Source organism: Legionella nigrisilvae (assembly GCF_977063395.2).
Genome location: NZ_CDRUGZ020000022.1, coordinates 98,290 through 120,959, shown reverse-complemented (window position 1 = coordinate 120,959; position 22,670 = coordinate 98,290). Strand labels below are relative to the sequence as shown.

Below are 22,670 nucleotides of genomic sequence, written 5' to 3'. Positions count from 1 at the left end.
TTAGGTTTTATAGTGTTGTTATGGGCCCTTAGTACTTGGGGTTATACGTATACGCTTGTTTTTAGCACTTTTTGTATCGTCATCTGGAATATTGCTATCACAATCTAGTTCGCTTTGATGTGGATTATCAGCACTACTTGGATTAAAAAATTTTATTGATTGTTTACGTTTTTTTGGGGGGCCTATAGGATTTGATTCATCATGCTCGTCTGCTTCAGTTTCATCAAAAACATTTGTTTCGAGATGATTAATAAATGTTTTATATAGTTCTCTACGAGCAAGTAATTTTTCTATCAATTTTTCCGCTATAGAGAAATGAAATGCAGTAAAAGATTTCCTTTTTACTGAATGTAAATCTTTTTCTGAAAGTTTTGCTATTTTTATCATTGTTGATATTATTCTTTCTCTATCTGAGAATAAGATTTCAGCAACAGGACTTTTAAATTTCTTATGCTCGTGATCTAAAATTTCAGTTAAATACTTATCATCCTCCGAGTTACTTGTGATTTCATTGGTAAGATAATTAAGTACAAAATTATTAATATATTTTTCTAAATTAATATTATTATTTTCAATAATAAATGAATTAAAACTACATCCAGGGTCTAATCGGATTCCCAAAAAAGTATCATTATTCTTGATAAACCCAAAATTTCCACCTTCCCAATCGATTTCTCCTAAAAAATGACATACTACAAATAAGTCGATTAATCCGACTATATTAAGTTCTAGAATATTTGTAGGCGGTTCTTCTGCATATTGGAAATATATAGAGCCATCTGGTGATATTTTAATTACCTCATCCCAATCACGGTAGTTTTTTAATAGTTTTGCAGCTCGATAATAATTCGTATTGGTTTTATTTCTTAAAAGATGGTACTCCGGATGTTCAGGGCCTAAAATATGGCGTAGTAAATTACCTGAAAAGACTGCATATTCAGCTGCGAGGAGAGGGTCCAAAGATTCGTGTTGATTATTTGAACTTATGTAGTATTCATCCCCTCGTTCTAAAGGATATTCTTCTTCCTCTTCATCTTCTAAAGATTTTTGGCCCAACACAAAGAAATACTTTCCCATGGGATCTCTTAATTGATAAATAGTACAAATAAGTATAGTTAAAAATCGAATGTACTGAGGCTTTGTTTGGGGGAGGGTTCTAACGTCCCGATTTACGAGTTAGCAAGTTTGTTTGAATGATTTTAGTTGAATGATTGATAAGTGCCTGGCGGTTTTTAGTCGCCAGGCTGGATGTTTTATATCGCAAAACATGAATAGGTATTTTTACAATTAATGCTAAGAGAACTTGATTTCCCCGTTTTTATAAGTGACTTTAATTGTATCACCTGCTTTGAATTTCCCAGTCAATATATCTTGTGCCAAAGGATTTTCCAGTTGCTGCTGAATGGTGCGTTTTAACGGTCTTGCTCCATATACTGGATCAAAACCTGCTTCTGCTAAGTGAGATAAGGCATCCTGCGTTACATTGAGATGGATATCTTGTTGATTCAAGCGTTTTTGCAAGTAACTAATTTGAATTCCTGCAATTTTTGCAATTTGATCTTGAGCAAGAGCGTGGAAGACCACTGTATCATCGATACGGTTAATAAATTCAGGACGGAAGTGTTGGCGTACCATTTCCATAACCGCATCTTTAATTTGCTCGTATTTAAATTTATTGCCCATTTCTTGAATCAAATTGGAGCCAAGATTCGAAGTCATGACAATAATGGCATTACGAAAATCAACGGTACGCCCCTGGCCATCAGTCAAGCGCCCATCATCCATAACTTGCAGAAGTATATTGAACACATCGGTATGGGCTTTTTCTACTTCATCAAGTAAAACTACGGAATAGGGTCTGCGCCGGACTGCCTCTGTTAGATATCCGCCTTCCTCATAGCCTACGTATCCAGGAGGAGCACCAATCAGACGAGCCACAGAATGTTTTTCCATAAATTCAGACATGTCGATACGTACCATCGCTTCTTCTGTATCAAAGAGGAATGAAGCCAAGGCTTTACATAATTCCGTCTTACCCACGCCTGTAGGACCAAGGAACAAAAATGAACCAATAGGGCGGTTAGGGTCGGATAAACCGGCACGGGAACGACGAATGGCATTAGATACAGCATTGATTGCTTCATTTTGACCTATGAGGCGATGATGAAGGACTTCTTCCATACGAAGTAATTTTTCTTTTTCACCTTCCATCATTTTGGCTACAGGGATACCTGTCCATTTCGATACGACTTCTGCAACCTCATCTTCGGTCACTTTATTACGGACTAATTTGTTCTCATGCGATTCAACTTCAGCTACTTGGGATAAACGTTTTTCAAGCTCTGGAATGCGGCCGTATTGTAATTCCGACATTCGACTCAAATCTCCAGCTCGACGTGCAGTTTCCATTTCAAGTTTTGCTTGTTCCAGGGCTTCTTTGATTTGTGTAGCCCCATGCATGGTTGCTTTTTCAGCTTTCCATACTTCTTCTAAGTCAGAATAGTTCTTTTCTAATTCATCAATTGAATGCTGCAGATCTTCAAGGCGTTTTTTAGAGGCTTCATCATGTTCTTTTTTTAGTGCCTCACGTTCAATTTTCAATTGAATCAAACGTCGCTCTAATTTATCCATGCTTTCGGGTTTTGAATCTATTTCCATACGAATCAAACTTCCTGCTTCATCAATTAAGTCAATTGCTTTATCAGGTAATTGTCGGTCCGTAATATACCGGTGTGATAAAGTAGCTGCTGCAACGATTGCAGGATCCGTAATTTCAACTCCATGATGTACTTCATAGCGCTCTTTTAAACCACGAAGAATAGCAATGGTGTCTTCCACAGTCGGTTCATCAACCAAAACTTTTTGAAAACGTCGTTCTAGAGCGGCATCTTTCTCGATATATTGTCGGTATTCATCTAGAGTAGTGGCACCGATGCAATGGAGTTCACCCCGGGCTAAAGCAGGTTTTAACATGTTTCCTGCATCCATAGCACCCTCAGCTTTTCCAGCACCCACCATGGTATGAAGTTCGTCAATAAAGAGAATGATTTGACCTTCCTGTTTTGCTAAATCATTAAGAACTGCTTTGAGCCGCTCTTCAAATTCCCCGCGATATTTTGCTCCCGCAATCAATGCACCCATATCCAAAGAGAGCAAGCGTTTATTTTTTAGGCCTTCAGGAACTTCGCCATTAATAATGCGTTGGGCTAATCCCTCAACAATTGCAGTTTTACCTACTCCCGGCTCACCAATCAAAACAGGGTTGTTTTTTGTACGTCTTTGTAATACCTGAATGGTTCTTCGAATTTCATCATCGCGACCAATTACCGGATCCAGTTTCCCTTGTTCTGCTCGGGCGGTTAAATCAAGAGTATACTTTTCTAAAGCTTGGCGTTGTTCTTCGGCATTAGCGTCATTAATGCTTTCACCGCCACGCAACTCACTAATTGCGTTTTCTATTGCTTTGGCTTCACCGCCAGCTTGTTTAAGCATTCGAGAAAGGCTACCTTCCTCGTTTATTGCTGCTAGAACAAAAAGCTCGCTCGAAATGAAATTATCCTTTTTCTGTTGAGCCAGTTTATCAGTAAGGTTTAAGAGACGATTTAATCCATTGGAAATATGAATATCACCACCCATTCCAGATACTTTGGGAAGTTTGTCTAATGCTTGGTCTAAAAGAGTCCTTAATAAAGGGATATTGACACCCGCTTTACTCAGTAGAGGTCTACAACTGCCTCCTTGTTGATCCAAAAGCGCTTTCATTAAGTGCTCTGGTTCGATAAAACCATTATCTCTCCCTAAAGCGAGAGACTGAGCATCTGCCAAGGCTATTTGAAACTTTGATGTTAGCTTATCCATTCTCATGATATATAACCTTCTAATGGGTTAATGGGTGTTAATTTTATTGTATCTACCGTAAAATGAGGCCTATTTTAATAATTTCAAGTGATGATTATGACAAACAACCATTCTCCTAATTCTACTTCGGATTCTCAAGCTTTGCTGAATCAAATCATTATTGATTATATGAAGGAAGAAAAAAGGAAACGCAGATGGAAGTGGTTCATGCGGATTATTTATTTACTTATCCTTGTCTATATAGTATATCAAGTGTTTATAAATACCAATGAAGACCTAGGCACTAACATCAAACCTCATGTTGGTATCGTCGATATCACAGGTGAAATGGCAGAATCCAAAGCCAATTCTGATGATTTCGCCAAGGGCTTAGATTCAGCTTACAAAAACTCTGGATTAAAAGCTGTAATTGTACGTATTAATAGTCCTGGGGGTAGCCCTGTGCAGGCTGAATACATGTATAACCTGATCAAGTTTTATCAAAAAAAATACCCTGATATAAAAATTTATGCTGTTTGTGTGGATGCATGTGCTTCTGCCGCTTATTATGTTGCTGTTGCTGCAGAAAATATTTATGCCAGTCCGGCAAGTATGGTTGGCTCAATAGGTGTTTTGTATAATGGTTTTGGTTTTGTAGATCTAATTAACAAAGTGGGAATCACCCGAAGATTACAAACCTCCGGGGTGAATAAGTCATTGTTGGATCCTTTTACGCCTGAAACAGATTTTGCAAAGCAAAAACTACAAATTATGCTGGATCAGGTTCATGAACAATTTATTAATCGCGTAAAAGAAGGTCGAGGAAAGCGTTTACATATTGATAATGATACATTTTCCGGTCTTTTTTGGACTGGGGAGCAAGCTTTAGCAATGGGTTTAATTGATGGATTTGCAAGTAGTGGGCAGTTAGCTCGTGAAATAGTTAAGATTCCTGATTTGATTGATTATACCCATAAGCAAAATCTTTTTGATCGCGTGACTAAAAATCTAGGGACTGCTCTGGCTGACGAACTTCCCTTAAGTTTTGGAGTGAAGCCTGGATTTAAATAAGTAAGACCTCGGTCTCGTAGCCTGGGTGAAGCGCTTCAACCAGGCTTTTCAATAGAGACGCTTCAATTTACTTTAGGACAGGGGAGATGGTTTGTAATAATGATTTAAACACTTTAGGTGTTCCAGCAACGATGTCTCCATGTTTGAGGAAATCATCGCCACCGTGTAAATCACTAATCAAACCACCCGCTTCCCTAATTAATAGTGATCCTGCCGCAATATCCCAGGGCCGTAAACCAAACTCCCAAAATCCATCAAGGCGTCCGCTGGCAACATAAGCTAAATCCAGCGCAGCAGATCCAGTTCTTCTGACTCCTGCACATTTACCAAATAATGCTTCGAAGGTAGGTAAATATTTTTGTGCGATACTGATGTCGCGAGATGGAAAACCAGTTCCTAGCAGCGATGACACGAGTTGGGTTTGTTTGGAAACACGTATTCTTCGATCATTCAAACGCGCTCCGCGTCCTCGGCTTGCAGCAAAACACTCATGGCGTAATGGATCATAGATAACACCATGTTCTATTCTTCCTTTAACTTTCACTGCGATTGAAACGGAAAAGAAAGGAAAGCCATGTAAATAGTTTGAGGTCCCGTCCAAGGGATCAATAATCCAAATCGACTCATTATCACCTTCTTGAAGACCACTTTCTTCGGCGAGGATTCCATGATCTGGGTACGCTTTATGAATTGCATGAATAATAGTTTGTTCGGCCTTGATGTCCACTTCGCTAAAATATTCATGGTTATTTTTAGCTGTAATTTTGAGTCGGTCCACTTGCTCCATATGTCGAATTATTATCTCACCGGCTTGCCGTGCTGCGTTAACTGCTATATTTAAAAGTGGTTCCATGAATATACTCTTTAATCTACAAAACCGGTGATTCTATCATATTTTTTTTGTGCAAATAGAGTTAAATATGAAAAAAGCAAAAATCGTAAAAAACGAAGTTCAATGATATGATATAGAGATCTCAATGTATTAATGAAAGTTTTGTATATGAAGTTAAGTTCAATTCGCATTATATTAGTTGCAACATCTCATCCCGGGAATATAGGTTCTACAGCAAGAGCGATGAAAACGATGGGATTAAATTCACTTTATCTGGTCAATCCCAAATCGTTTCCTGATTATAAAGCAAAAGAAATGGCGGCTGGTGCCGATGATCTTTTAGAGCGTGCGGTGGTAACAGAGACTTTAGATGAAGCCTTGATCGGTTGTCAGCTAATTTTAGGAACGAGCGCGAGACCTAGAGGTCTGTCTTTGCCTGGCTTAATTCCTGCCTCCTGTGCCGATTTGATAAGTCAGCAAACAGAAGATACACAAATTGCAATCGTTTTTGGGCGAGAACATGCAGGTCTTACTAATGAAGAGCTGCTAAAATGTCATTATCATATCCATATTCCTAGCAACCCTGAATATGGCTCGCTCAACCTGGCACAAGCAGTACAGATTGTTGCTTATGAATTGCGAATGAAATTATTAGCGCCCAAAGCAGAAGTTTCATTACGCCAGGATGAATATGCTACGGCAGATGAGATTGAGCAATTTTATGAACATCTAAGAGATGTTTTTATTGAGATTCAATTTTTAAAAGCGTCAAATCCTCGTCGTTTAATGCAACGCGTACGACGATTATTTAATCGCGTAAATTTGGAAAAAATGGAAGTTAATTTATTACGTGGGATGTTAAGCCAGGTACAGAAATCACTGGAATGGGCAAGCAAAAGGGGCGGGAGTGAGCGAGATAATTAAAATACCAATCTATTTTGATTATATGGCGACTACACCGGTAGATCCGCGTGTAGTAGATCACATGATTCGTTACTTGGGCCCAGATGGGGACTACGGTAATCCTTCTTCAGTAACTCACGAATACGGTCGAGTTGCAGCTCTTGCAGTAGAGCATGCCCGTTTGCAAATTGCAGATTCAATTCATGCCTCGACTCAAGATATCGTATTTACTTCAGGAGCTACAGAAGCGAATAATTTAGCAATAATAGGCGCCGCTCACTTTTATAAAAATAAAGGGAAGCATGTAATTACTATGAGCACAGAACATAAGGCTGTGCTCGATAGTTTTAGCCGCTTGGAAAAAGATGGCTTCGAAATAACTTATTTACCCCCTGAAGCAAATGGTTTGCTTGATATTGAAAAACTAAACCTAGCATTAAGACCCGATACTATTTTGGTATCCGTCATGCATGTGAACAATGAAATTGGAGTAATCCAGGATATTGAAAGCATTGGTACTTTATTACGTGATAAAGGAATTATTTTTCATGTTGACGCAGCGCAAAGTGCTGGAAAAATTCCTATTGACCTCACTCGTCTTTCTGTAGATTTAATGGCATTATCAGCACATAAAAACTATGGCCCCAAGGGTATGGGTGCACTTTATGTGAGGCATAAACCCCGCATCCGTCTTCAACCTCAAAGCTTTGGCGGAGGACATGAAGGAGGTTTACGCTCGGGAACATTGCCAACTCATCAAATTGTGGGAATGGGCGAAGCCTTTGCATTAGCTGAACTTTTGCGAGAAGAGGAGCAAGCACGACTTTTAATGTACCGCCAGCGTTTATGGAATGGCATTAAGCATTTGCCTGGGATACAGATTAACGGAGACGAACAAAAACGCATCGCGGGTAATCTGAATATAAGCTTTGCCGGTTTAGATGGGGACTCATTACTGCTGGCACTAAGTGATTTAGCTGTATCTACTACGTCGGCCTGCAGTTCAGCTAGTATCCAACCCTCTTACGTATTAAAAGCTTTAGGATTAAGTGACGAATTAGCACAAAGCACCATTAGATTATCCCTTGGGCGTTTTACTAAGGAAGCAGAAGTGGAGCATGCGATAAGTGTTATTTGTACCCAAGTAACTCGGCTGCATGAAATATCACCATGATGTATAATAAAATTGTACGAGAATATTTCTTTTCTCCGAAACATGTGGGGGTACTCGACTTAAATGATCATTTTGCAGTAGGTGTTAAAAACAATCAAAAAGGTCAGGGGATTATTGAGCTCTATATGCAGTATATTCCAGATGGTACAATGGTTCGAGCTTGTTTTAAAACTAATGGTAATCCTTATGTAATAGCTAGCCTGGAATGGTTATGCAGACAGCTGGAAGGTAAGACTATTGATGCTGCACCACAAATTGATTATCAGTTCATTGTGAAAGAATTAGATATCCCTGTCGCCCAGTATCCTATAGCATTAAGGATTGTTGATGTCTATAGAGAAGTATTGCTTTTATTGAAGAAGATAAATCGAATTGAGAGGTAACAAATGAGTGTAGTAGTGCATCATGTAGAAGGTACAGTGCCTGAAATCAATTTTACAGAAGCAGCAATAAAACACTTGGTGTCTTATTTGCAGAAAAATTCTGAGTATACTGGGATTCGTTTATCAGTAAAGAAAACTGGATGTTCGGGTTTATCTTATGTAGTGGATTATGTGCTGGCTCCTCAGGAAGGTGATTTAGTGCTCGCTTTGACGGATAACTATAAGGTATGCATTGATAAATCCAGTTATCCTTTCTTAAAAAATATGAATGTTGATTATGTAAAACAGGGATTAAATTATAAATTTATTTTCAATAATCCCAATCAAACCGGACAATGTGGATGTGGAGAAAGTTTTACAGTAGATTAGGATGTAACCCCGGTCGAAGTGAAACCGGGAACCCATATAATTGACTGATCATCCCTTGCAACGTTCTGGAGGAGAGCGTCAATTATTAGAAAAACGAAAGCTGGACTGGTGTTCTTTAAGTTGCTTTCTACTTAATTGCTCCTTATTTGCAAAAAAACTGAGTAATCGATTAAATTCATCTTTGACAGAACCATCAAAAATTAGCTCATCATCCGTCCCCAGAACTATTGGCTCGCTTAGATCTTGATAAATCGATGTAGCCGGATGAGGCTCTTTTTCGAGATGCCAATTCAGTTTGCTGTGGCAGCTGGGACATACTTCAATAGGTATTCCCAGCTTTTTGATACGATCTTTTTGTTCCTGGGTAAGAAAAATACAATGACCTAAGCGTACTTTACCATGCAATGGATTCTTGTCTTCAATAGAATGCAGAGATTTCCACTGTTCTAACGCAGTTAAAACTGCATCGGTGTCTTGCCGCTCTCGAGCACTATCAGATTCCCCTACATGGATGGCAATAGCAATTCCTTTATCTAAAGCCAGATGAACCAACTTAGTTAGATCTTCGCCTGCGAGCGTTCTATTGGCTACGGGGTTTCCTGAAACATCCAAGCCTACTAATACTTTATTAGGACTTTTTAATATACGATCGATAAAGTAATTTGCATCCTCTAGAGTATGAATGGTTCTGTCCAGACTCAATAATCCAACTGCTTTTTTATGAGTTATCTGTTGGTTTGCTTGAGTTAGCCCCGAGACGAATGCATCGATATATTTATCTCGTGTTTGATGTTCCATTTCTTTGGGTGTTGTTCTTATTTCTAGGTACTTAGCTTTTGAGCTCCTTACTACATCAACTACACCATCAGAAATATCAGCAAGTGTCTGGATAATTTTATGAACGAGACCAAATTGTTTCCAAATGACGGCGATTAACTCATTAGAATAACCACTTTCTGGCTGTTGAATGGTATTTTTTAGGTATTCTGAGCGTACACGAATTAATTCTTCATAGAGTTCAACGCAATTATTTTTTTTGGCTATATGTTCTAGAAAAGCCAAACTAAAACTACCATTAAGATGACAATGTAAGTCACCTGTATGTTTATTTGTCATATTTTGCCCTTAATAATCAAATCCTGTCTTTCGAATCATTCTAAAGCAAAAGAAAATTACAACTTTTACAGGAAAAAATACACAAATTTCGAGAATATTTTAGTCATACAGTCAAGAAACTGCTGAGATAAGCCAATTAATTAATAAAATCGCCTTGTCGATATAACTTGTAAAGTGGTAAAATTTTTTTTCTTAATATTTCCTTAAGAAATGAATATCATTAAAACAATATTTACACTCTTTGAGATGTTTGATACTATATAGGCCATAGTGTTCGGTGAGTGTAAGTACTGGGCATAATTTTATTTAATTTATTTGTACTAGGAGACTTAAATGAGCACAGATACAATGGTGCAAAGCAGCGAAGCACTTACTCATCAAGTAATTCATGCTGTTAAGGGTTATTTAAGCAGTGTCAATAATAAAGATTCTAACTTAAACTTATATCAATTAATCGTTGAAGAAGTTGAAGCGCCGTTATTTCGTACAGTAATGGAGTTAACTCGTTACAACCAATCAAAAGCTGCACGTGTTCTTGGTGTAAGTCGTGGTACTTTACGTACTAAACTAAAGCGTTATTTCGATGACGAATTTATAGGAACTCGTGATTTCTAATTGATAAAAGCAATCTTTTTTCACTGTTTTTCATATTAAATTCTCAATATAGTGGTCTTTGACTAGGCACTCTGCTACTATTGATAACAGAGTTGGTCAGACAATCGCTCTTTGTTTTACAAAGGGAGGAAAGTCCGGGCTCCAAAGGGTAGAGTGCCAGGTAACGCCTGGGAGGTGTGAACCTACGGAAAGTGCCACAGAAAATATACCGCCTCTTAGAGGTAAGGGTGAAATGGTGCGGTAAGAGCGCACCGCGCGTTTGGTAACAGACGTGGCAGGGAAAACCCCACTCGGAGCAAGACCAAATAGGAGTCCATTTGACTGAAAAGTCATGACGTGTGACCCGCACGGGACTCGGGTAGGTCGCTTGAGGTATGCGGTGACGCATGTCCCAGATGAATGATTGTCCGTGACAGAACCCGGCTTATCGACTGACTCTTTTACCTCTTCTTTATCTAATCTTTAATCCGAAATTTCATCTTTTCTTTTAATCAATTTTCACAACCCGCAGCTTTAGCGTACCCATAGTAGCTTATTTAGCGGGATGATCTTTTATTAATTTTAGTGGTAAATAAACACCCATTCAGATTAAATGCTGTATAAATTATTGACACATTAGTTTATAATATAATCATATTGCTTTATCTATGATGCTAATATGACAACCCAACTACGAGCCATTTATACTGAACCTAGTAAAATATCTCCTAAGCAACCGCTTTTGAGACAAATTAAGGAATTCTCTGAAATAGGGTTTAATAAAAAATTTGAAACATTCATTAAATCGAATGAAAATAATCTTCTCTTATACATGGATCTCAATTCTGAAGATTCAGAATATACTGAAAATCATTGGAATTTTCTGAATGACCTTATTAGAGCCTTGTCATTAGCTAAAAAAGATATCAATACCGTGATTATCCGTCAGAAACGTGATGATATTTTATTCTTATCGAGACAAGGCGGAGCTAAAAACAGATTTAAGAAAATTGATCCCATAGACGATTCGGAGCTTGGTAGAAACGTTATCAAACGAGTGGACGCATTTCAACAGGTGCTAATAAGTCAAAAGCTTCTCCTCGAAGCCAAGTCTCTAGTCTCATGGGCGAAGAAGGATATCGTTGACAAACAAAACCTTTATGTTCAGTTGATTACTGATTCGAACTATTCTCTTAATTCAATTGCTGAGTTTGATGAGAATCTTCAGCTTTGGTTTGATAAGCTTTCCTCCGTACCCGCACAACTTGAGGAAAAAAAACGTAGCATGGATGAAATCATAAAAAAACATGGAGTCAGCCCTACGATAGAAAAAATTCAGAAGGAGCTATCGGAGCAAGAAATAAATTTTGAATCGATTAAGAAACAAGCAGAAGAATTAATGAGATTAACGACACTGCTTAAAAAAATACAAACTATTGAGGCTTTGGTCATAGAAAAAGCTGAAGAGTTACTAATCCCTTCAGATGCGGATAAACTTCAAGAGTTGCTTAAGTTTATTTCAGAAAAAGAAGAGGAAATAGTGCTTTTAAAGCAAGAGGTTAATGGTACTTCCAAAACTCATACGCAAACGCTCCTGGTAATTGAGAAAATAGAGCAATCCATTGGGGACAAAAAAAAACAAGCAGAGTCTTTGCAACAAGATTTAGTTCGAAATCAACAATTGGTTCTGAAAGCAAAGTCTATAGTAAAATCAGCACATGAAAATTTAGATGCTAATCAAAGACAATTCGATTTAATACGAAAAATTTACTCTAATCTGCTGGAAGTTCCGGACTATTCACAAGAAAAATTTAACGAGTTCGATCGGAATTTTGATTCTTGGTTTGACGATAAATCTATTTCAACATTGAACATGATTTTTAATGAAAAATGGGCCCTGAAGGAAATCTTGGAGGGTTGTGAAACCTCTGATGTAAAAGAGATTAAAAAGGAGCTAAACGAACTTAAAGGCCTACAAGACAATGTTGAATCGATTAAGGAGCAAGCACAGGATCTAAAGAGCTTAAGGAGACTTCTTGAAAAAATAAAAATTATTGCACAAGACGTAAATAAAAAAGAGGGCGAGCTAATTACTGATAATGCTGATAATCTTCAAGCTTTTATTCAATTTATTGCTGAAAAGAAAGAAAAACTTCATGAGATTAAAAAAGCTATTGATGGCAAGTCAAAAATGCATCAACAAACTGTTCATGCTATTGAGCGACTCGAAGAGACCTTTATGCAAAAACAAGTAGAAGCCGAGTTTCGTTTACAGCAAATTAAAATGAAAAACATTGAATCTCAACCTAAAATTGAAGATTACTCTGGTAATGATTCCGGTGATAACAAGGAGAAAAAAAAGGCTCAGGATGAACCAAGTAAGCCCGAAGGTGAAGCGCAGCAAAATAGGGGAACAAATCCTCCAGACCAAGGCTCCAATAGAGAAGAAGAGAAAAAAAGTGAAGAAGACAAACTCGCAGAGGACAAAAAAGAGAGACTAACAAGTAAACTGCGTGAAGCAATCTCATTGATACAAATATATAAAAACACACTCTCTGAGGAACAGCAAAAATGTTCGTTCCTATTTTTCTATAAATTACGCAATCAAGCGAAGCTTGACTATTGCCAGAAATTAGAAGATAAACTTAAATCAGAAATTAGAAACATTGATGGTAAACGTACGGTACACGATATTATTAATAAGGCGCATGATAGTGTGCTCACCCATATGAACGATAAGGCTAAGGTGGAAGTCACCAAAGGCGGTAGTTATTTGGGTACAAGTCGCATGCTTAGCTTACAACGACTTTTGGGTATTGATGAGGCCTGGAAGAAAGGACATTCCAAAATATTTGGAGATGATTATCATGGGCTTAAAAAATCCGGTGTAGTGGGTGAGAAAGCACAAGAGATCGTAAATGAATTCTATCGGGCAGCAAATAATAAGAATGATAAAGAATTTCAAGATCTAAAAAATAAAACGTTTCCTTCTGAAGTCACTAGTAAGAAACAATCGAGTCCTTAATTTTATTTAAACTCATGAGCAATTGTTAATGCCTAAAGCATAGCTCTAGGGCTATTCACCGAGATTAGCAAAAATTATTTTCACAATGTGGATCCTGGATGAAGTCGTAGCTATAATCCGGGTTGCTTGCCGTTATCTCGAGTACAACAAGAGATTTCTCTATCCTAACACGGTGCTATAACGTGGATATCCCACCTTGTACATGGGTTGACGAGGGTTCCTGAATAGTAACTAAAATCCTTCTAATGTAAATTATCCATTTCCTGCTAGATGTTTTTTTAGTAGGGAATTGATTTGTTCAGGATTAGCTTGTCCTTTGGTTTGCTTCATGATCTGCCCTACGAAGAATGCGAGCAATTTCTCTTTTCCTGCCCTGTAATCAGCGGTTTGTTCAGGATATTGTTGAATTAATTGAATAATCATGTCTTCCCAAAGAGCGCTATCATCTACTTGTCCGTATCCTTCACGTGCTATTATGGCTTCAATATCTTTTTCTCCAGTCCATAATAAAGCGAAAATAGATCGTGCGTTATTTAAAGAAATCACTGAGTCATGTAATTTATTAAGAAGATCAGCCATGAGCTCTGCGGATACACGTGGAGTCTCAAACGTTAAACCCTCTTCATTTAAAGCGGCAGCATATTGACCTTTTAACCAATTAATAATCATTTTCTCAGAAGCGCGACATTGAGCTTTAATTGATTTAAAAAACTGATAAGTTGCTGGAGAAGAAAGAATAAAATGAATGTCTCCTTCATTGAGAGAAGGTATGTTTTTCAACTCAGCATGAATCTTATCCGGTAAGTCTGGTAACTTATTCTTTACTTCAGCAATGAAGAATCGGGTAATTTGTATGGGTAATAAATCCGGATCCGGAAAGTATCGGTAATCGTTTTCATTTTCTTTACTGCGCATCGGCTGTGTTGTATGCGTGTCAGGGTTATAAAGTCGTGTTTCTTGGACTATTTGCTGCCCTCTTTCAAGGATATCCTGATGTCGTGCTTGTTCATATGCTATAGCTTTTTCGATAAAACGGAATGAATTTAAATTTTTCAATTCAGTCCGTGTGCCTAAAACAGAAGAACCTTTGGGCTTTAAGGATAGATTCACATCACAACGGAAACTACCTTCTTGCATATTACCATCACAGATACCTAGGAATTGGACTAATTGATGCAATTTTTTAAGGTAACTTACTGCTTCATGGCTCGAAAACAAACAAGGAGCGGTAACTATTTCCAAAAGAGGTGTTCCTGCACGGTTAAGATCAATTCCACTAAAGCCAGAATGTATTCCATGTAATGATTTACCGGCATCTTCTTCCAAATGGGCGCGTACGATCAAAATCTCTTTTTCACTGTCGTCATTCAAAGTAATTGTTAATTTACCATTACTCACTATAGGTTTTTGAAATTGGCTGATTTGATATCCTTTGGGTAAATCCGGATAAAAATAATTTTTGCGCTCAAAAACAGATTGATCATTAATGTCAGCTTGAATAGCCAAACCAAACTGAATTGCCATAAGCACTGCTTCCTGATTCAACACCGGCAAAACACCAGGAAATCCTGCATCGATAAAGCAGGTTTGAGAATTAGGATCAGAACCGAACGCAGTAGATGCGCCAGAAAAGAGCTTTGATTTTGTTTTTAGCTGAGCATGTACCTCAAGGCCAATGACTGTATCCCATTCCATAATTCACCTTTATTGCTTTGGACTGGCTAAATGCCAGTTGGTCTGTTGTTGATATTGATGGGCAATCTGGAGTAAACGACTTTCACCAAAATGTTTGCCCATGAGTTGCATACCTATAGGTAACCCTTTAGCAAAGCCTGCGGGTATGGAAATTGCCGGAAGTCCAGCAAGATTAGCAGCAACCGTAAAAACGTCAGCCAAGTAATTTTGAATTGGATCAGTAACTTTCTCATCCAATTTAAACGCACAGGTTGGGGTTGTTGGTCCGAGAATAACATCAACGGATTTCAGTGTAGTAACTAACTCTTCTTGAATAAGTCGACGAATCTTTTGTGCTTGCAAATAATATGCATCAAAATAACCCGATGAAAGTACGTGAGTTCCTGTCAAAATTCGGCGTTTTACTTCGATCCCAAAACCTTCACTGCGTGAATTACGAATCAGTTCGGTTAATGTGGTTGCATTATCACTACGATAGCCAAAACGTATGCCATCATAACGTGATAAGTTGGAGGAGGCTTCAGCGCACGCAACTACATAGTAACATGGTACCCATAAAGGCTGGAGCTCCAAATTTAAATGAATAATTTCAGCTCCCATATGTTCAAAAACTGTGACTGCTTCCCGAATCGCTTCCTGTATTTCTTGCTCTACCTCAGGTTGAAAAAAGCACGAAGGCAAACCAATTTTTATTTTAGACAAAGGTTTATTCAGGTCCCCATAATAATCCGGAATTGATGTCTCCACAGAGGTAGAGTCTTGGGAATCAAAACCCGCAATAGCTTGCAGTACTAAAGCAAGATCTTCAGCGCTTCGAGCTAATGGTCCCGCTTGATCCAAGCTGGAGGCATAAGCAATCATGCCGTAGCGAGAAATGAGGCCATAAGTGGGTTTAATTCCACTAATCCCACATAAGGCAGCAGGTTGTCGAATTGAACCACCCGTGTCAGAACCTATAGCGAAAGGAACTAGACCAGCCGCTACAGCAGCTGCTGACCCTCCAGACGAACCACCTGGAACCCGTGTTCTATCCCATGGATTTTTTACAGGACCAAAGTAACTATTCTCATTGGAGGAGCCCATTGCAAATTCGTCCATATTGGTTTTACCAATCAGAATGGATCCATGCTCGCGTAATTTACCCACTAAGGTTGCTTCATACGGGGATTGGAAATGCTCCAATATTTTTGAAGCACAGGTCGTAGGCATACGTTTGGTACAAAATAAATCTTTCAACGCCATAGGTATCCCAGTAAACGTTTTTCCATGCCCTTTTTTTAATTCTTGATCGGCTTGTTGCGCTTCAAGAAGAGCATGTTCTTCATCTAAACTGATGAATGCATTTAAATCATTATACTTTTGGATTTGCATTAGATAATGTTGGGTTAATTCCACACTTGAAAGTTTGCCCTGATGTAAAGCCTGCGATAATTGTTTTAAGGATAAATTTTCCATGTCACTTACTCTGGTCTATAACTTGAGGTACTAAATAAAGATCCTGTTCAAATTTTGGTGCAAGAATTTCTAGTTCCGAAAGATATGTTCCTTCAGTAACCACATCAGTTCTTAAGCGTTGACTTAATTCAAGCGGGTGAAAAAGTGGTTCAACATCTTGAGTATTAACCGAGCCCAGCTGATCGACAAAATCCATTATTGCATTAATATCTTTAATGAGTTGTGGAGAGTGTTCTAAATCTAGATAGGCTAGTTGAGAAATCTTCTCTAAATCTTTTACCGAGATGGTCATAAAAGCTACCTCAAAGTGTTAACATTTTTATTATACCGAGGATGTGATAACTAAAAAATATAAATTATAACTGAAGTATAAATATAAATAGATTCTATTGGAGCAATACTCCTCATCTCATGGTAATTATTTACTAGGAAAAATATTTTTGCATTGATCAAGGGACTCTTTTTTAGCGTGAGTTTTGGCTTTAAAAAAATCACTCACTAAAGCTTTGACCAGTGGAGTAGGCGAGGTAGGTGATTTTACAAGAAACCCATGCCCCTTTATAGGAAGAATTCCATCTTTAACCGTTCTTAACTCGCGATCGTTGATCTGCATTGCTCCAAAATGAAACAATTCATTTTTGTTACCGACATAAACAGTATGATGATCTGCCGCATCGAAAAAACTCACCTCGGAAGCAATGCGAGTAAATCCTTTGCTGGTTTTATTGGGACCTAATTGTCCTTTCGTGTTTAAACCACAAGCAATTAATGAATTATCATGGGTCAGTATCAAACAACCTAAAGTAGTGGCTTTAACTTGTATTGCTCTAACATCTGGCAATTTAGTCCAAGTATTAATAAATAAATTTTCAGGGGGTAATTCCAATAATCCGGATTCATTATCTCCGCATACATAGACCTCTCCTTGAGTAGTTAAAAGAAGTGCATGGTTACCAGCTACTGAAATTTGTGCAACGTCCAATTCAGTCGGAGGAATGGGAGTCCATTCAGGTAAAAAACTTATGGTGCATCCAAATTGATAACATTTTAATTGATTCCCCATTATTTGAGGTTTAACGGATGAATCACTATAAATTAAAGCGCTTGTATGATTTACAGCAAAAATATTTTTTACTGTTGATTGCACTTCTATTGGCATGGGTATGTTAAAACTTGAGGTATTAGAGTCAGGTTTTATTTGCTGTTCGTCATTTCTACCCATAGCAAAAACTTTACCCGATCTACTTAATAGCAGTGAGTGTGAGAATCCACATGAAATATGATTAATACGTTCATTAAGAGGAATCTCGGTTAATACAGAGGCTTGTTTTATTTCTAAACCAAGCCCAAGTTGTCCCCGTGAATTATCTCCTACAGCTAAAACACGTCCTCGACTTAAAAGAACCAGAGTGAAGTCTTGACCACAACTTATTTCTTTTACGGTTAATTCATCGTTTAAATAATTTGAGGCCAAATTGCTAAAGGCTTTTGACACATTTTTTAGTTTTAGTATGTCAACTAATGTGAGTTGATCAAGAATTTGAAATAAAATTTCCCTTGGAAGAGTCATGATGTCCATGTACTGCAATAGATTTACATTTAAACTAGGTATACCCATAAAATTTACTCCAAATATTTTGTTACAGGTATGCCATATTCAAAGCTAAATTTTATAAGTTTTTTGGCTATCTGCAGAAAATGAATGTTCCTCATTTCCGTCTAAAAAATCAACAATTTTTTTCAAAAAATCCACGTCAATTGTATTGAGGGTCTCATTAGAGCTCATAACACCATGTTTTTTTAAATAAGAGGTCCAAAATCCTATGGATTTATCAAATGCAGGTAATAGAGAAGATAAGGATTGCTCACTTTTATTGAATACAACACCTTTCCAGAGGAAGTTGTTGGTATTTCGCTCAATAGAGCGTGCAAACATTGATTGAGTCGCTACTTTCATTGCTATTTCAGGAGTAATCTCGTTTTGTTTTACTTGAGTAGTCAATAGATCAATTAAATCGAGTTTTAAATGGTTTTTTGAAGTAGTTTTTATAAATTCTTTTGCATAATCTAAAAATGTGACAGCTACTTGTTGTTTTCGATTCAGTTTTTCATTTTGATTTGTGTGCGAAGTGGAAAAGAAATTTCCTTTGGTAGAAGATGCTTTAGCCAGTTGCTGAATAAATGAAAGACTCGAAGTAGCGGTTTCTTCGGATTTGTTGACGTTGACTTGCTGCGAGTCATAACAACAAACCAAATTAGTTGTCATATCGGGGTATGGGTAATTACTCATTAAAAATGCACCATAACCTTGCTTGGTATAACCCATAACCACAGCCCAAAGATCAACAATGGTGCATTGAGATAAATCGGTTAAGTCATCAGAATTATGATCGAGAAGAAGATAGGTATGAGAACCTAAATCGTTTTGATGACTTACCATCTTAATATGTGCTGGAGGTAATAATCCTTTTTCTATTGCAACTAATAAATGATCTGCTGCCAACTGAGCAAATGTATGACAAGCTCCCATACCCATATGTTTTACCATCTCGGCTGTTTTAGCAATGGAGCTTCGATCATAACTTACAAGGGCCCCTGCTAATCCAATAACAGGTGGACCCTTTATGTTTTGTCTTGATTTTGCCAAAACAAATTCTCTTGCAGATGGTTCAATGCATTGATCAAATCGAGCTGCATCCAGGGAACCATATTGGCTAATATTTAATTGCCATAATTGAGTAGTTAAGGGCGAAGAAATAAAAACGCTTGGGTTGTGTTGGCGGTTAATTGAAGGCAATTGACTAAAAGCTGGATCATTGATCACTATTTCCAGAACTTGTAATTCAAAAGAAGATAATTTTCTATTGTTATCGTTAATGTATTTTTGTGGATTGCTTAAAAATGCATTCAACTGTTCGTCAGTGTCTATTATTTTAAAAAAGTCAGGCATTGTGGATGAGAACGTAGAATATTCAAACGTTTCGCTTGAAATAATTTTTATTAATTCCATTATTAAATTTTCAACGGTTCTATCTTTGTTTTTTAAAAGATTTAACAAATTGGTTTGGGATTCTTCGTATTTAAGACCTTCATAAACCTCTAAAACCAGTTCTTTTACTTTTTCTGAATCATATTCGCCCTTTACCCAGCATCGTTTTTTTATTTTTTGAAGAATCGCCTCATTATAATCGCTTAACTCCTTCATTTTTACTGATAGAAATTCGGCTCTCAATTTAAGGATTTTTGAATTGGAGTTTTTTGTTACGGTGACCGTTTCAGATTTTGTTTTCATGCTAAATTAGTCCAAGATAAATAAGACTTCAGACTCCACTATAAAGGGTATTTATTAAGGAAAAATTACTGATTTATTAAGGATTTATTAACAAAAAAGGAAATTTCAATAGTTACAATGGCTTGCGCTAAAATATACAAAGTGAGAAAAATATATTCAGCGCCTTTTATTGTTTTCAAGGTTTGCCGTTTGAAGAAATCTATAAGAAAAAAACAGGGCTGTTTTAGATAAGATGTGCCGTTTTTAGGGAGTAAAAAAGAACCGAACCCAGAAAAAATCTGGGAGGTTAAGGTTTCTAACTTAATTACTTCTTTAAATAAGGAAATTCATCATTTAAGAGTTGAACTACATTAAATAATTGCTCCTTACTTTTTACGATAAGAAGTACAGTATCATCGCCAGCAATTGTGCCTAAAATGCCTGAGTTTTGTGTGCCCTGAGGCGAGTAAGAGACAAATTTACGGTCAATAAAAAACGCGAGACTATTCGCATTTCCAGGGTGGGTATGAAGTACAATAAGTCCATAATCTGAAATTTGCATGTTCAATACTAAAGGTAGATTGGGCATACTGAAATCCACAACTTGGTACGTACCGCCAATTTTGGCAATTTTTAGTTTTTTTAATCTTCGCGATAGAGTGGCTTGGGGAATGGTATAACCTCGTTCTTTCAAGCTATTTTGTAAATCAACTTGTTCTGCAATGTTCTCTGTTTGCACAATGTTTAATATATGCCCATCTAGAGCAGCATCTTGACTCATGCCTACCTCCGCTTATTTTATGATTAAGTGAATACAAAACCACTTCAAGTGAAATTATATTCAAAATATCTTGACAGGGCAAGTTGAGATTGTTAAATTTAATAAACGCATAAAAACTGGATGTATATTCAAATGAAACATATTTTTTATATTTTTTTAGCAAGTCTAGCTCTGTTGGTTTCTCTTTGTTATGCCAAGGTGTCTAATGAAAACATTCAATATATTCATTTTGCTGTAGCGGCAGAATATCCACCATTTGAATATAATGATCATGGGGAAATCAAAGGTTTTGATGTAGACCTAGCGCGGTTAATTGCAAAAAAACTTGGAAAGGACGCATTTTTTGACACCATGCAGTTTAGCAGTATTTTACCGGCTTTAAGTTCGGGACAAGTTGATGCAGCGATTTCTACGATTACCATTACCGAACAGAGAAAAAAGAATTTTGATTTTACTAATCCCTATTATTTCGAAAGTATGGCGGCTGTTTTCCCTGAGGCTAAGCCCATTAACGATGTGACGCAATTAGCTGATAAAAAAATTGCGGTGCAACTCGGGAGTACGATGGAAATTTGGTTAAAAAAGAATATCCCAAATGTCAATCTTCTGGTTATGGATAATAATAATCAAACAATCGCTGCTCTAAAAGCCGGCCATGTTGATTTAGTTCTAGTTGATGGCGTTCAAGGTGCAGTATTTAGTGAAAAAAATCCTGGGTTATCCTTTGCTGTGATTGCTAAATCCGCAGATGGTTATGGTTTGGCACTGAAAAAAGGTTCTAAGTTAACTCAAAAAATAAACCAGGTTTTAAACGAATTGGAACAAAATGGTGAGTTATCAGCACTTAAGAAGAAGTGGCTGGAGGGCACAAAATGGAAGAGTTAAAACAAAATGTACTGTACATAGGTGAAGGTACTTTAGTGACTTTGACATTATTACTTGGTGGTTTATTGATAGGGACTTTACTAGGAACTCTAATGGCCTTACTAAGATACCAAGGAATTATGAATCCTATGATAAATGGATTTATTTCGGTGATGCGAGGAACCCCAGTAATTTTGCAGCTTAGCTTCATATATTTTGCTGTCCCAGCCTTAATCGGGGTCAAAGCAAATATTTTAGTGGCAGGACTTTTAACTTTTGGATTGAATAGCTCAGCCTATATTGCAGAAATCCTAAGATCAGGAATAGAGCATCTGCCCAAAGGCCAGTTTGAAGCAGCAAAAACGTTACAAATTCCTAGTTTTTATTTGTGGAAAGATATTGTATTGCCACAAGTAATTAAAAATATTTTCCCTGCGTTTATTAATGAAATGATTGCATTACTGAAAGAAACTGCATTGATCGCGACCATAGGGGGAATGGATTTGATGCGCAGGGCACAATCGGTTGCAGCAGAACAGTTTACCTATTTTGTTCCTTTATGTATTGCAGGTTGTTTTTACTACGGCATGGTTCTCTTGATTGAGTACCTGGGCAAAAAATTGGAACAAAGGAGGCTTTATGTTAGTAATTAACCAAGCCAGTAAATACTTCGGTTCGCTATCGGTATTAAATAATGTCAGCATAACGGTACAAGCCCATACGGTGCTGGGTTTAGCTGGACCATCGGGAGGCGGAAAATCGACGTTGTTGCGTTGCATACAACAACTCGAAACATTAGATTCAGGCACGATTCAGGTAGTCGGTCACAGTGGTTTTATGTTTCAGGATTTTCAGCTTTTTCCACACATGACTGTGATGCAAAATTTGGTTTATGCACCTCGTTTACAAAATAAAACAGTAAATTATGAAGAGCAAGCACAAACTTTACTGCTAAGTTTAGGAATTAGTGATAAAGCATCTGCTTATCCTCATCAGTTATCTGGTGGACAAAAACAACGCGTCGCTTTAGCGCGAAGTTTAATGATGAAACCAAATTTATTACTGTGTGATGAACCTACGTCAGGCCTTGATCTGGCAACAATTGATGAAGTGATTAGTTTATTAAATTCAGTTAAATCTTTAGGCGTTACAATGGTTATTGCGTCCCATGATCTAGATTTTCTCAGTAGAGTCTCAGATCGCTTGGTTGTTCTCAAAGGGGGCCAGTTAGTCGCAGACGTGATACCTAAGGAATTAGCGGAACCCATTTTACATTTAAAACAATACTATCAGGAGTAAC

General features: G+C 37.4%; 20 protein-coding genes and 1 other RNA gene. 11 read left to right on the top strand and 10 right to left on the bottom strand.

The annotated features are described in order from the left end of the window. Positions 1-18: 18 nt before the first annotated feature. Positions 19-1,077, bottom strand: coding sequence for a hypothetical protein (locus tag ACWTE2_RS13725; protein WP_454785790.1), 1,059 nt, complete (start codon positions 1,075-1,077; stop codon positions 19-21). A 216-nt stretch (positions 1,078-1,293) separates the two neighbouring features. Beyond that, positions 1,294-3,864 (bottom strand): ATP-dependent chaperone ClpB, encoded by a 2,571-nt coding sequence (clpB, locus tag ACWTE2_RS13720; RefSeq protein WP_454785789.1) that lies wholly within the window; start codon positions 3,862-3,864, stop codon positions 1,294-1,296. A gap of 90 nt (positions 3,865-3,954) precedes the next feature. On the opposite strand from clpB, the gene ACWTE2_RS13715 reads away from it, so the two are divergent. Continuing rightward, positions 3,955-4,908 carry a S49 family peptidase gene (locus ACWTE2_RS13715; RefSeq protein WP_454785788.1) on the top strand — a complete coding sequence of 318 codons (954 nt, stop codon included), beginning with the start codon at positions 3,955-3,957 and terminating at the stop codon, positions 4,906-4,908. Between the two features lie 67 nt (positions 4,909-4,975). On the opposite strand, the gene ACWTE2_RS13710 is transcribed toward ACWTE2_RS13715, so the two are convergent. Next, on the bottom strand, positions 4,976-5,761 hold the full coding sequence (locus ACWTE2_RS13710; RefSeq protein ID WP_182393417.1) for an inositol monophosphatase family protein: 786 nt from the start codon (positions 5,759-5,761) through the stop codon (positions 4,976-4,978). 147 nt (positions 5,762-5,908) lie between these two features. Here ACWTE2_RS13710 and trmJ point away from each other — a divergent pair, with 147 nt between their 5' ends. Genes trmJ through ACWTE2_RS13690 form a run of 4 tightly spaced genes read left to right on the top strand, consistent with a single transcriptional unit; the run spans position 5,909 to position 8,569 of the window. Beyond that, positions 5,909-6,664 (top strand): tRNA (cytosine(32)/uridine(32)-2'-O)-methyltransferase TrmJ, encoded by a 756-nt coding sequence (trmJ, locus tag ACWTE2_RS13705; protein ID WP_454785787.1) that lies wholly within the window; start codon positions 5,909-5,911, stop codon positions 6,662-6,664. After that, entirely contained in the window at positions 6,648-7,817 is a 1,170-nt protein-coding gene (locus ACWTE2_RS13700; RefSeq protein WP_454785786.1) for an IscS subfamily cysteine desulfurase, read from the top strand. Before trmJ ends, ACWTE2_RS13700 begins: the two co-directional genes overlap by 17 nt. Then, on the top strand, positions 7,814-8,200 hold the full coding sequence (locus tag ACWTE2_RS13695) for an iron-sulfur cluster assembly scaffold protein (protein WP_454785785.1): 387 nt from the start codon (positions 7,814-7,816) through the stop codon (positions 8,198-8,200). The genes ACWTE2_RS13700 and ACWTE2_RS13695 overlap by 4 nt, the downstream gene beginning before the upstream one ends. A 3-nt stretch (positions 8,201-8,203) precedes the next feature. Beyond that, on the top strand, positions 8,204-8,569 hold the full coding sequence (locus ACWTE2_RS13690) for a HesB/IscA family protein (protein WP_182393422.1): 366 nt from the start codon (positions 8,204-8,206) through the stop codon (positions 8,567-8,569). A gap of 78 nt (positions 8,570-8,647) precedes the next feature. Here ACWTE2_RS13690 and ACWTE2_RS13685 read toward each other — a convergent pair whose 3' ends face one another. Beyond that, positions 8,648-9,685 carry an amidohydrolase family protein gene (locus tag ACWTE2_RS13685; protein ID WP_182393424.1) on the bottom strand — a complete coding sequence of 346 codons (1,038 nt, stop codon included), beginning with the start codon at positions 9,683-9,685 and terminating at the stop codon, positions 8,648-8,650. Between the two features lie 333 nt (positions 9,686-10,018). On the opposite strand from ACWTE2_RS13685, the gene ACWTE2_RS13680 reads away from it, so the two are divergent. The 3 genes from ACWTE2_RS13680 to ACWTE2_RS13670 all read left to right on the top strand — a co-directional run bounded on the left by ACWTE2_RS13680 (position 10,019) and on the right by ACWTE2_RS13670 (position 13,304). Then, positions 10,019-10,300 carry a helix-turn-helix domain-containing protein gene (locus tag ACWTE2_RS13680; RefSeq protein ID WP_182393426.1) on the top strand — a complete coding sequence of 94 codons (282 nt, stop codon included), beginning with the start codon at positions 10,019-10,021 and terminating at the stop codon, positions 10,298-10,300. A gap of 88 nt (positions 10,301-10,388) precedes the next feature. After that, positions 10,389-10,743, top strand: an RNA gene (gene rnpB / locus ACWTE2_RS13675) — RNase P RNA component class A. 215 nt (positions 10,744-10,958) lie between these two features. Next, the gene (locus tag ACWTE2_RS13670; protein ID WP_454785784.1) at positions 10,959-13,304 is read left to right on the top strand and encodes a hypothetical protein; all 2,346 of its coding nucleotides are present in this window, start codon (positions 10,959-10,961) and stop codon (positions 13,302-13,304) included. A 252-nt stretch (positions 13,305-13,556) separates the two neighbouring features. Here the strand turns inward: ACWTE2_RS13670 and gatB are convergent, their stop codons facing one another. The 6 genes from gatB to ACWTE2_RS13640 all read right to left on the bottom strand — a co-directional run bounded on the left by gatB (position 13,557) and on the right by ACWTE2_RS13640 (position 20,506). Then, entirely contained in the window at positions 13,557-14,999 is a 1,443-nt protein-coding gene (gatB, locus tag ACWTE2_RS13665) for an Asp-tRNA(Asn)/Glu-tRNA(Gln) amidotransferase subunit GatB (RefSeq protein WP_454785783.1), read from the bottom strand. 9 nt (positions 15,000-15,008) lie between these two features. Continuing rightward, positions 15,009-16,454, bottom strand: a complete 1,446-nt coding sequence (gene gatA / locus ACWTE2_RS13660) for an Asp-tRNA(Asn)/Glu-tRNA(Gln) amidotransferase subunit GatA (RefSeq protein ID WP_454785782.1) — start codon at positions 16,452-16,454, stop codon at positions 15,009-15,011. Between the two features lies 1 nt (position 16,455). Continuing rightward, the gene (gatC, locus tag ACWTE2_RS13655; RefSeq protein ID WP_454785781.1) at positions 16,456-16,746 is read right to left on the bottom strand and encodes an Asp-tRNA(Asn)/Glu-tRNA(Gln) amidotransferase subunit GatC; all 291 of its coding nucleotides are present in this window, start codon (positions 16,744-16,746) and stop codon (positions 16,456-16,458) included. A gap of 126 nt (positions 16,747-16,872) precedes the next feature. Next, positions 16,873-18,072, bottom strand: coding sequence for an F-box-like domain-containing protein (locus ACWTE2_RS13650; protein WP_454785780.1), 1,200 nt, complete (start codon positions 18,070-18,072; stop codon positions 16,873-16,875). Between the two features lie 45 nt (positions 18,073-18,117). Next, positions 18,118-19,746 carry a hypothetical protein gene (locus ACWTE2_RS13645; protein ID WP_454785779.1) on the bottom strand — a complete coding sequence of 543 codons (1,629 nt, stop codon included), beginning with the start codon at positions 19,744-19,746 and terminating at the stop codon, positions 18,118-18,120. 304 nt (positions 19,747-20,050) lie between these two features. Continuing rightward, the gene (locus tag ACWTE2_RS13640; protein ID WP_182393432.1) at positions 20,051-20,506 is read right to left on the bottom strand and encodes an arginine repressor; all 456 of its coding nucleotides are present in this window, start codon (positions 20,504-20,506) and stop codon (positions 20,051-20,053) included. Positions 20,507-20,638: 132 nt separating this feature from the next. On the opposite strand from ACWTE2_RS13640, the gene ACWTE2_RS13635 reads away from it, so the two are divergent. The 3 genes from ACWTE2_RS13635 to ACWTE2_RS13625 are packed head-to-tail and all read left to right on the top strand — an operon-like array spanning position 20,639 to position 22,669. Further along, entirely contained in the window at positions 20,639-21,391 is a 753-nt protein-coding gene (locus ACWTE2_RS13635) for a substrate-binding periplasmic protein (protein ID WP_454785778.1), read from the top strand. Next, positions 21,379-22,023, top strand: coding sequence for an amino acid ABC transporter permease (locus tag ACWTE2_RS13630; protein WP_454785777.1), 645 nt, complete (start codon positions 21,379-21,381; stop codon positions 22,021-22,023). The genes ACWTE2_RS13635 and ACWTE2_RS13630 overlap by 13 nt, the downstream gene beginning before the upstream one ends. Further along, positions 22,010-22,669, top strand: a complete 660-nt coding sequence (locus tag ACWTE2_RS13625; RefSeq protein WP_182393435.1) for an amino acid ABC transporter ATP-binding protein — start codon at positions 22,010-22,012, stop codon at positions 22,667-22,669. The genes ACWTE2_RS13630 and ACWTE2_RS13625 overlap by 14 nt, the downstream gene beginning before the upstream one ends. Position 22,670: the final 1 nt, after the last annotated feature.

What these genes read in the sequence shown, in the direction of transcription:
- gatB (WP_454785783.1), bottom strand. Translation starts at nt 14,999, where the DNA reads ATGGAATGGGATACAGTCATTGGCCTTGAGGTACATGCTCAGCTAAAA.
- gatA (WP_454785782.1), bottom strand. Translation starts at nt 16,454, where the DNA reads ATGGAAAATTTATCCTTAAAACAATTATCGCAGGCTTTACATCAGGGC.
- ACWTE2_RS13625 (WP_182393435.1), top strand. Translation starts at nt 22,010, where the DNA reads ATGTTAGTAATTAACCAAGCCAGTAAATACTTCGGTTCGCTATCGGTA.
- ACWTE2_RS13650 (WP_454785780.1), bottom strand. Translation starts at nt 18,072, where the DNA reads ATGGGTATACCTAGTTTAAATGTAAATCTATTGCAGTACATGGACATC.
- ACWTE2_RS13645 (WP_454785779.1), bottom strand. Translation starts at nt 19,746, where the DNA reads ATGAAAACAAAATCTGAAACGGTCACCGTAACAAAAAACTCCAATTCA.
- gatC (WP_454785781.1), bottom strand. Translation starts at nt 16,746, where the DNA reads ATGACCATCTCGGTAAAAGATTTAGAGAAGATTTCTCAACTAGCCTAT.
- ACWTE2_RS13725 (WP_454785790.1), bottom strand. Translation starts at nt 1,077, where the DNA reads ATGGGAAAGTATTTCTTTGTGTTGGGCCAAAAATCTTTAGAAGATGAA.
- ACWTE2_RS13695 (WP_454785785.1), top strand. Translation starts at nt 7,814, where the DNA reads ATGATGTATAATAAAATTGTACGAGAATATTTCTTTTCTCCGAAACAT.
- ACWTE2_RS13680 (WP_182393426.1), top strand. Translation starts at nt 10,019, where the DNA reads ATGAGCACAGATACAATGGTGCAAAGCAGCGAAGCACTTACTCATCAA.
- ACWTE2_RS13640 (WP_182393432.1), bottom strand. Translation starts at nt 20,506, where the DNA reads ATGAGTCAAGATGCTGCTCTAGATGGGCATATATTAAACATTGTGCAA.
- trmJ (WP_454785787.1), top strand. Translation starts at nt 5,909, where the DNA reads ATGAAGTTAAGTTCAATTCGCATTATATTAGTTGCAACATCTCATCCC.
- ACWTE2_RS13715 (WP_454785788.1), top strand. Translation starts at nt 3,955, where the DNA reads ATGACAAACAACCATTCTCCTAATTCTACTTCGGATTCTCAAGCTTTG.
- ACWTE2_RS13635 (WP_454785778.1), top strand. Translation starts at nt 20,639, where the DNA reads ATGAAACATATTTTTTATATTTTTTTAGCAAGTCTAGCTCTGTTGGTT.
- ACWTE2_RS13685 (WP_182393424.1), bottom strand. Translation starts at nt 9,685, where the DNA reads ATGACAAATAAACATACAGGTGACTTACATTGTCATCTTAATGGTAGT.
- ACWTE2_RS13690 (WP_182393422.1), top strand. Translation starts at nt 8,204, where the DNA reads ATGAGTGTAGTAGTGCATCATGTAGAAGGTACAGTGCCTGAAATCAAT.
- ACWTE2_RS13710 (WP_182393417.1), bottom strand. Translation starts at nt 5,761, where the DNA reads ATGGAACCACTTTTAAATATAGCAGTTAACGCAGCACGGCAAGCCGGT.
- ACWTE2_RS13670 (WP_454785784.1), top strand. Translation starts at nt 10,959, where the DNA reads ATGACAACCCAACTACGAGCCATTTATACTGAACCTAGTAAAATATCT.
- ACWTE2_RS13630 (WP_454785777.1), top strand. Translation starts at nt 21,379, where the DNA reads ATGGAAGAGTTAAAACAAAATGTACTGTACATAGGTGAAGGTACTTTA.
- clpB (WP_454785789.1), bottom strand. Translation starts at nt 3,864, where the DNA reads ATGAGAATGGATAAGCTAACATCAAAGTTTCAAATAGCCTTGGCAGAT.